Annotated in this window: 10 protein-coding genes; 6 read left to right on the top strand and 4 right to left on the bottom strand. The window is 68.5% G+C overall.

Annotated features, from left to right (window positions below):
• Positions 1-677 (bottom strand): SLC13 family permease (locus NNJEOMEG_RS11210; protein ID WP_173084435.1); only part of this gene is annotated, 677 nt, incomplete at its 3' end.
• A gap of 376 nt (positions 678-1053) precedes the next feature.
• Here NNJEOMEG_RS11210 and NNJEOMEG_RS11205 point away from each other — a divergent pair.
• The 4 genes from NNJEOMEG_RS11205 (at position 1054) to NNJEOMEG_RS11190 (ending at position 3845) form a co-directional block, all read left to right on the top strand.
• Positions 1054-1479, top strand: coding sequence for a phage regulatory CII family protein (locus NNJEOMEG_RS11205; RefSeq protein WP_173084433.1), 426 nt, complete (start codon positions 1054-1056; stop codon positions 1477-1479).
• A 171-nt stretch (positions 1480-1650) separates the two neighbouring features.
• Positions 1651-2076, top strand: a complete 426-nt coding sequence (locus NNJEOMEG_RS11200; protein WP_173084431.1) for a nucleoside 2-deoxyribosyltransferase — start codon at positions 1651-1653, stop codon at positions 2074-2076.
• Positions 2077-2104: 28 nt separating this feature from the next.
• The gene (locus tag NNJEOMEG_RS11195) at positions 2105-3034 is read left to right on the top strand and encodes an SH3 domain-containing protein (protein ID WP_173084429.1); all 930 of its coding nucleotides are present in this window, start codon (positions 2105-2107) and stop codon (positions 3032-3034) included.
• Positions 3035-3164: 130 nt separating this feature from the next.
• Positions 3165-3845 carry a glycosyltransferase family protein gene (locus NNJEOMEG_RS11190; RefSeq protein ID WP_173084427.1) on the top strand — a complete coding sequence of 227 codons (681 nt, stop codon included), beginning with the start codon at positions 3165-3167 and terminating at the stop codon, positions 3843-3845.
• An 88-nt stretch (positions 3846-3933) separates the two neighbouring features.
• On the opposite strand, the gene NNJEOMEG_RS11185 is transcribed toward NNJEOMEG_RS11190, so the two are convergent.
• Genes NNJEOMEG_RS11185 through NNJEOMEG_RS11175 form a run of 3 tightly spaced genes read right to left on the bottom strand, consistent with a single transcriptional unit; the run spans position 3934 to position 6844 of the window.
• Positions 3934-4899 (bottom strand): glycosyltransferase family protein, encoded by a 966-nt coding sequence (locus NNJEOMEG_RS11185; protein ID WP_173084424.1) that lies wholly within the window; start codon positions 4897-4899, stop codon positions 3934-3936.
• Positions 4900-4907: 8 nt separating this feature from the next.
• Entirely contained in the window at positions 4908-5579 is a 672-nt protein-coding gene (locus NNJEOMEG_RS11180; protein WP_173084422.1) for a hypothetical protein, read from the bottom strand.
• Positions 5576-6844 carry a CHASE2 domain-containing protein gene (locus NNJEOMEG_RS11175; protein ID WP_173084420.1) on the bottom strand — a complete coding sequence of 423 codons (1269 nt, stop codon included), beginning with the start codon at positions 6842-6844 and terminating at the stop codon, positions 5576-5578. Before NNJEOMEG_RS11175 ends, NNJEOMEG_RS11180 begins: the two co-directional genes overlap by 4 nt.
• A gap of 161 nt (positions 6845-7005) precedes the next feature.
• On the opposite strand from NNJEOMEG_RS11175, the gene NNJEOMEG_RS11170 reads away from it, so the two are divergent.
• Both NNJEOMEG_RS11170 and NNJEOMEG_RS11165 read left to right on the top strand, forming a co-directional pair.
• Positions 7006-7362: a DsrE family protein gene (locus tag NNJEOMEG_RS11170; protein ID WP_173084418.1), complete on the top strand. Its 357-nt coding sequence runs from the start codon at positions 7006-7008 to the stop codon at positions 7360-7362.
• 84 nt (positions 7363-7446) lie between these two features.
• Positions 7447-8418: an AEC family transporter gene (locus NNJEOMEG_RS11165; RefSeq protein ID WP_173084416.1), complete on the top strand. Its 972-nt coding sequence runs from the start codon at positions 7447-7449 to the stop codon at positions 8416-8418.
• The last annotated feature ends 56 nt before the right edge of the window (positions 8419-8474 follow it).

Here is an 8474-nt window from a genome sequence, read left to right as displayed (position 1 = left end):
GCGGCCAGGGGGACGCCCACCTTCATCCAGTCGAGGAAGGTGATGGTCTGGCCGTACATCTTGTCGATCTGGGCCACCATGATGGTGTTGGGGGGCGTGCCGATGATGGTGCCCAGTCCCCCGATGGACGCGGCGTAGGCCAGCGAAAGCATGAGCCCGATGGCGAAGGGGTTCTGGTGCAGGTCCTTCTCGCCGGTGATCTCGGCGCAGGCCTTGATGATGGCCATGCCGATGGGCATCATCATCACCGTAGTGGCCGTGTTGGAGACCCACATGGAGATGAACGCGGCCGCCACCATGAAGCCCAGGATGATGCGCGAGGGGCTGGTGCCCACCATCTGGATGGTTTTCATGGCGATGCGGTAGTGCAGGTTCCAGCGCTCCATGCACACGGCGATGAAGAAGCCGCCCATGAAAAGATAGATCACGTGGTTGGCGTAGGGCGCAGTCGCCTTGGCGCTGGGCATGATCTGGAAGAAGGGAAAGAGCACGATGGGCAGCATGGCCGTGGCCGGGATGGGGATGGCCTCGGTGATCCACCACGTGGCCATGAGCGCCGTCACGGCTGCGCAGTACATGGCCGGCTGCGTCATCCCCTTGGGCAGGGGCAACATGCAGATCAGCAGGAACAGGACGGGGCCGAGAATCAAGCCTACCAGTTTCATTCTGTCTAACATCATCCTCTCCTTGATGCGTTTGCCGGAAGTTGGTTTGCTCGCGTGCGCCGCGGGTTGGAAACGGCGCAGGGGGCAGTAGTCGGCCGGACGGCGCCTCCTGTGGGTTGAGTGTTGCGAGGCGAGCGCCTGCCGGAAGTCGTCGACGTCCGGCAGGCAGGGCCGCCCGGCCGGGCGCATGGGAGGTTGCGTCCGGCCGGACCGTGGCAGGCTTGCTCCAGAAGGGCGGACCTGTCGTCCGGGGGCGCTGGCCGCCGCGCCCCGGTCCGGTTGTTTCGGGTGGTGCGGGCTTGCGCGCCTCTTGACAATCCGAAGCTTTTTCCTTTTATAAACAGAAGAATTAGATGTAACTTTGTTAGAATCTAACGGGCGGTTTCTAATGAAAGACGAATTTCCACGCGTGGTTCTTGAGATGGTTCAGAACTGTCCGACACCAATGAAGACGATTTCAGAGGAAGTAGGCAAGCCATACTCCACGTTGATGCGTGAACTGGACCCTGGTGACAAAGGGGCTAAGTTGGGAATCGAGCTGTTGATTCCATTGATGAAGGTGTGCAACTCCATCGCGCCGCTGCGCTACATGGCCGGTCATATGGGATACCGCGTCGCGTCCATGCGCGAGATCTCGCCGGACAAATGCTCGTTTCACGAGGAGCTGTTGGACACCTATCAGGCTCTGGTGGAATATCACCGATCCATGATGGAGGATCGGTCTCCTGAGGTGGTCGCGGAATACCGTGAGGTGCTCATCCGCCAGCTCAAGGAGGATTTCGTGGCCTATATGGAGCGCCGCAAGGGGCTCTAGTGTCGCGATTTTGAAAACACGAGGATGTTTTCAGGGTTAAAGTAAATTATTTCAATTGATTGTCTTTGCAGTCCGTATGGACGGACTTTGAGAACGCAACACTGGCAGCCGAGACGCGCCAGGGAATCGATCGGGCTTGTCTTCGCGGCCGCCTGCTGGCACACGGTGGGCATGGCAACCATCTATCTCGCCGGTCCCCTCTTCTGCGGCCCCCGGCAGGCCTGGCATCGCGCCGTGAAGGCCCGCATCGAAACCGAGACCGGGCACGCCGTCATCTGGCCCTTCGAACTCTTCACGCAGGAGGCCATCGAGGCCTGGGGCCAGGACGCCCCGCGCCAGGTGATGACCCATTGCCGCGACGCCCTGGCAGCCTGCTCCCTGGTGGTGGCCCTGCTGGACGGCACGCAGGTGGACGACGGCACGGCCTGGGAGATCGGTTTCGCCCACGCGCGCTGCATCACGGTGCTCGGCGTGCGCACCGACTCGCGCAACGTGGGCGACGTGCCCGGGGCCGTGGTCAATTCCATGATCCATGCAAGCTGCGAGACCATCGTGCGCGGCGTGGACGATCTGGTGGCTCTGCTTCGGAAGTACTGAGCCTCAACAACGACCTCCGGAGGCAACCATGCGTGCGCCCGCCCTGGCCGTTCTTCTCGCGCTCTGTCTGAGCCTTCCCCAGGCCCCCGCAGCCCTCGCCCAGGATTTCTGTTCCGTCCCCGAGTACCCCAAGGCCGAGGCCCGCTTCGTTGTGGACAACGACAACAACCTGCGCCAGTGGGGCGGAGCGGACTACGCCAAGGCCCCGGTGATCGGGAAGCTCGACGCCGGGGACATGGTGCGCCTGCTCTCCCTGGATGGACGCTGGGCGCGCGTGCGCACCCGCGATGGCAAGGAGGGCTGGGTGAACGCCAAGTGCCTGGCCCCCTACGAGACGTTCGTCACCGGCAAGAGCGCGGCCGGGAACTACGAAGGGCTCATCGGCTGCGGCCCCGACGAACGCGTGAAGCTCCTTAAGGTGGACCTCGACGGCGACGGCAGGCCCGAAACCCTGCGCCTGACCTGCGAATCCGGCAACGGCTGTTCCAACTACTTCCTGGACGTGCTCTCGCCCGAGGGCAAGACGCTCTTCGCCGGGCCGCGCGAGGGCCTCTCGTACTTCATCTTCTGCAGCTGCAACGCCGGAGAATATCTGCCCGAAACCTTCTTCGACCTGGACGGCGACGGCCGCAAGGAGATGATCCTGCTCCACCCGCGCAGCGACGTGAGCCCCACCCCCGTGGAGGCGTTCCGCTTCAACGGGAGCGGCTTCGACCACGTGCTCGTCAACAAGGGCTTCTTCGGCTCCAAGGCGGAGCCGGACTTCCTGCGCGCCACGGACTACCCGAAGGACCCCAATTTCGAGCCCTTCCGCTACCTCTACGGGCTCAAGGTGGACGACAAGGGGCGGCTCATCGCCTCCATCGCCGGGCCGGGCGCGGCGGGCGAGGCCGAGGTGCGCTACACCCCCGAGGGGTTCCGCGTGGTGCGCTGGACCGCCCCCTACAAGAAGTGGTGAGCCTCTCGCCCTCGCATGAGACCGCTCCGGTAAAGCCCGGCGGAATCCGCCGTACCCCGGGCGACGCGGCGAAGCCCGGCAAGCTCCTGCATCCCCCCCCGCCGTCGGGGACAAGCCCCATGGACGAACCATGACCCAGCCCCCCGCCGTGCTCGTGAGCGTGATCACCCCCAGCCGGGGAGACCGGCCCGAGGCCCTGGCTCAGGCCGCCGCCAGCCTGGACGCCGCCGTGGCCCGCGCCCAGGCCCTGGGCCTGGCCCTGCCCGGGCAGGTGGAGTGGCTGGTGGGCTTCGACGGCGTGAAGGGTCGGCGGCCCGCCACGTCCACTCCGGCCCGCTTCGTGGACTTCCCCAGGTCCGGCAACTTCGGCAACGCCATCCGGGAAGCGCTCATCAGGCAGGCCCGGGGCTCGCACCTGATGTTCCTGGACGACGACAACGCCTACCTGGAAAACGCCCTGGAGAGCTTCCTCCCGCACCTGGACGCGGAGATGGTCATCGCCCGCGTGGACGTGACCCGGACCTTTCCCGGGCCGGTGATTCCCGTGCGGGGGAACGCGCAGGATGTGGTGCGCCAAGGCAACGTGGACCCCCTGTGCCTGTGCATCTCGCGCGAGCTGGTGGCGGTGCGCTGCCGGGGCTGGGGGGGGGAGGGGGGCTACGAGTCGGACTTCCTGAACATCCGGCGCTACCACCGCCGGGCGCGCTCGGTGCGCCTGCTGGAGGACGTGGTGGGGGTCTACGACGCGGGCCGGGGACTGGACCGGGACGGCATGAACCCCCGCCAGCAGACCCGGGAGCAGGGCGGCTAGGGTTGCGCCCTCAAAATCCAGTCGTACGGATTGTCGGGGCAAACAACCAGAATCATTGATTGACGTCGTGATGAAATGTTCATGTTTTTCACGGTCGCGGCACTCGTCTTGAGTCTTGCGGCTCTTCCCAGCCAGCCATCACGGCGTCCTCCGGCGGGACGAGTTCGGTCCAGAGGGGCAGGGTCTCGTGGAGGCGGTAGGTCTTCTTGAGGTCGCGCAGGCGGGCGTGCCAGTGGTGCAGGTCCTTCTCGATGCGCCCGGTCTCGCCCGCAGCCCCTTTTCCCGCTTTCGCCGGATCGTTCCAGTCGCGCAGCATGCGCTTGAGCCGGTTCTCCTCCAGGATGCGCTTGAGCCGCGCCGCCGTGACCGCCGGGGCGCGGTGCGGGAAGTGGTGCACCACCAGGGAACTCTCCGGCTCCGGGAGCGGGCAGGCGTCGCTGGCGAAGATGTGGTAGCCGGGCCCCGTGTAGAGGGGCGGGGCGTCCCGGTCGAAGCGCAGGAGCTGGTGTTTCAGGTGCCCGGCGGGGCAGTGGGCCACGGGGTCGGGCCGGGCGCGGGGGTAGCGGGCCACGGGGTTGGTCCCGGGTGCGAAGGCCCCGGCGTCCGGGGCGTGCTCCAGCACGCGGGAGCCCACCACCCGGTAGTTCCCCGGCAGCTCTTCCAGGTAGCCGCGCACCGTCCTGCCGCCCGGGCCGTGGGGGAATTCGTCGGCGTCCGTGAAGAGCCACCAGACGTGCTCCAGGCCGCTTCGCGCGCTCACCTCGGCCATGCAGCGGTTGGCCAGGAGCACCTTGGCGCTCTCCTCGAAGAAGCGCTCGGCGTGGGTGCTGAAGAGCTGTGCCCCCTGGGCCTGGGCGAGGGCCGCAGTGGCGTCGTCGCTGGCGTGGTCCACCAGGAACACGCGGTCGCAGCCCTGGAGGAAGAGGTTGCGCACCGAGGCCTCGATGATGTCCGCTTCGTTCCAGACGTAGAGGAATCCGTAAAGGGCGAAACCCTCCAGAGGCGGACCCGAGAGCCGGGCCGTGCGCACCATGCCTTCGTTGAGCGCGGACACGGACCGCCTCAGGGCGCGGGGGCGTGGAGCCCGGCCAGCAGACTCTCCAGAGCGGGGTTGGGGCCGTTCTGGGCCAGGAGGTCCTCCAGGAGCGCGGCCATGGCCGCGCGCTGGCCAAGGCGCTCCAGGGCCGCCAGGTAGACCATCTGGGGGGCGGCGTCGCCCGGCGGCAGGGCTTTCGCCAGACGCTGCCGCTCAGCCTGGGCCTTGCGCAGTTCCTCCTTGCCCGCGCGGTCCAGGGGGGCGTCCTGGGGCGCGGGGGCCGCCGCGCCGCGCACGGTCAGCTGCCCGGCCACCAGCTCGCCCTGGGTGGAGAGCACCGGCGAATCCTTGATGGCCCCGGCGTCCAGGCCCAGGCTCGTGACCACAGGGGCGCGCCCCGTCGCCTCCCGGGCCGAGGCGGTCTCGATGGCCAGCTCGGCCGGCCCGGTCCACTCCTCGGCGCGGTTCTGGGCCAGGTAGCTCAGGCGCAGCCGCGACCCGGCGGGCAGTTCCACGCGGTCGCCGGGCAGGAGCTTGCGGAAGGTGGTCATCTCCAGGCGCTTGCCGGGCTGACGGGTCAGGGCGGCCTGTCCCTCCAGGGCCGAGACCATGCAGACCGTCTGGGCCATGGCCGTCCCCGGCAGGAGCGTCAGGAGCCCCGCCAGCGCCAGGAGCGCGATGCGGCGCGATGCCTTCATGATGTCCTGCCTCCTTTCCCTTTGGCGGACGTTGACGCGGCGGCGCGTTCGGCGCGCGTCATGCGCATGCCGCTCACGCTGGTGAACACCATCCCGAGCCCCGTGACAAGCCCCGCCACGGGAAAGAGCCAGCCGCACAGGAAGAGTGCGAAGCCCAGACCCCACGCCGCGACGACCAGCCCGGCGCGAACCCCCTTGCGCCCCAGCGCCCCCGCCCTGTCGCAGGCCATGGCCCCGGCCGTCAGGAAGGGCAGCCAACAAAGCCCGGCCGCCCACAGGGGCACGAAGGCCATGCGGCCGGGATGCAGGATGGTCTCGGCGATGTTGGCGTGGATTTCCGCGCCGGTCATGTCGCGGTGGCCCAGCCAGAGGAAGTTCCGGGAGTAGGGGGTGGGCAGGCGGTCGCCCGCGCCCTCGAACTCGGCGCCCACGAAGGCGATGCGTCCGGCAACGAGGCGTTTCTCCTCCGGGGTGAGCCCCCGGGGACGGGTGAGCGCCGCCAGGGAGAGCCGGGGCACGGTCCCCGGCGGACCGCACCAGGCCACGGGCGCGGGCTCGCTCCAGTTCGGGGCCCGGAGCGCCGGGAGGTTCTCGTGGTTCCCGGCGGTGCGCACGGCCAGGGCGGCCAGGGTCCACCACGGGTGCGGGGTTTCCCAGCCCGGGGGGAGGGGCTGGCCCTCCGGTGCGGCGCGCAGGCCCTCGTGGGCGGCCACCATGCGGCGCACGGCGTTGTCGGGGTCTCGCAGAAGGTTGGTGAGGCCCAGGCTCGCGAGCTTGCCGGGCAGAGCGTCCATGTATTCCCTTGCCGGGAAGGGCACGGGAAGTTCGCCCCGGCCGCGCACGGGCCGCACGGCCAGGAGCACGCGGCCTCCGGCCAGGGCCTGGTCGAAGGTCTGGTCGTAGTCGAGCAGGGCGTCGGGGACTTGATCCGTCCCCAGGGTGCGCAGCCACTGCTCGGGGGTGATGCCCAGGTGCACGTCCAGGGCCGTGCAGGCGGCCCCGGCCTCGCGCAGGCGCTCGATGGCCAGGGCGTAGTGGGGGCCGAAGAAGGCCAGGGGTGTGTCCGGGAAGGCCGCCAGGGCCTCGGCGTCCAGGGCCACGATGAGCGTGGAGGAGGGCTCGTGGCGCTTGCCGGTGAGCAGGTGGTGCACGTCCCAGCACCAGCGGTCCAGGTTGCCCAGCAGGCCCAAGCCCGTCCCGGCCAGGGTTGCGGCCAGGGTGAGGCAGACCACGGCGGTCAGGGACAGAACGCGGCGCTTGTCCAAGGGGGCTCCTGCGCTTGGGGTGCTCGGCGCTGCGGCGCGGGGCGGCCCGGCCGTCCATGGACTTCTAGCGCCAGACGCCGGGCGAGTCCATGGCCGGGAGTTGCCTCAAGGCCGGACGGTCCTGTATGCTGAAGGCAGAATCAATGCATCAAGGAGCCGACATGAGCAAATTTCTTTTCGTGTTGTCGCGTGGGCCGGAAGACGTCACCCGCTCCGTGCGCGCCTTCTTCCTGGCCAAGGTGGCGGCCAATAAGGGACACGAGGTGACGGTGTTCCTGCTGGACGAGGCCGTCTACTGGACCAACCTGGGCATGGCCGAAAAGGTGCGCATCCCCACCGGGGACGCCCTCATCGACCAGATCAAGGAACTCAGGGCAAAAAACGTGCGCTTCCTGGTGTGCAAGCCCTGCGCGGACGTCCGCCTGATCCACGAAGACGACCTGCCCGCTGGGTTCGAGATCAGCACCGCCGCGGTGCTCATCGACATGGCCGACGAAGCCAAGGTCTTCAGCTTCTGATCCGCACGGGCCGGGGGGCGGAGACCCCCCGGCCTCCCCCCCGACCTTGACACCCCGGCCCGTCTCGGGGATTCTTGAAAGATCATGGAACGTGTGGTCACAGCCCTGCTGGTCATCGCCACGGGCCTGCTCTCGGGCTGGGGGATGAAGCAGCTTGCGGATTCCGGGAGGTGGCGCAACCCCCCGGACCTGCCCAGGCTGCGGCTCCTGCTGCAGAAGATCGCGCTGTTCTTCCTGCTGCCCGTCACCTACTGCGGGGCCTTCTGGAACCTGGACCTCTCGGTGAGTGGCATCTGGAGCCTGCCCGCCGTGGGCGTCTTCGCCTTCGTCAGCGGCGGCGCGCTGGCCCTCGCGGCCGGAAAGGCCATGGGCCTTGCGCGCCGCGAGAGGGGGGCCTTCTTCTGCTGCGGCCTCTTCACCAACGTGGGGGCCGTGGGGGCGCTGGTGTGCCACCAGTTGCTGGGCGAGGAAGGGTTCGCCATGGTCCCCGCCTACAAGCTCCTGGAGGAAGTGCTCTATTTCGGGGTGGGCTTCCCCGTGGCGCGCTCCTTCACCGGGCCGGGCCAGGGCGGGCTGGCCGCCGGGCTCAAGCGCGTCGCCACGGACCCCTTCATCCTCTGCGCCCTGGGCGGGATGGCGGCGGGCGCGGCCCTGCGCCTGGCCGGGTTCCAACGCCCGGCGGCCTACGTCACGGTGAACGCCGTGCTGGTGCCCCTGGCCTCGTTCTGCATGCTGGTGGCCATCGGCCTGGCGCTGCGTGTGAAAAGGCTCGCGGCCTACCCGGGGCCGTGCGCGGCCACCCTGGCCATCCGGTTCCTGGCCGTGCCGGTGCTGGCCACCACGGCGGCCTGGCTCCTGGGCTACGGGCGCATCCTGGGGGGCGTGCCCCTCAAGGTGGTGATGATCCTCTCCTGCATGCCCGTGGCCTTCCTGGCCCTCATCCCTCCCTCGCTCTACGACCTGGACGTGGACCTGACCAACGCCTGCTGGTTCGCCAGCATCCTCTTCACCGGGGTGTCCATTCCCCTGCTGGCCCTGGCCGTGCGGGCCTTCTGAGACCCTGCCGCGCGGGCGGCCAGGGTATTTTCCTTTTGATTACCGACGCGTTTCTG

Source organism: Fundidesulfovibrio magnetotacticus, from assembly GCF_013019105.1.
GTDB classification, from domain to species: Bacteria; Desulfobacterota; Desulfovibrionia; order Desulfovibrionales; family Desulfovibrionaceae; genus Fundidesulfovibrio; species Fundidesulfovibrio magnetotacticus.
Note: the sequence above shows the minus strand (reverse complement) of the source record. Positions and strands in the feature narration are given on the sequence as shown.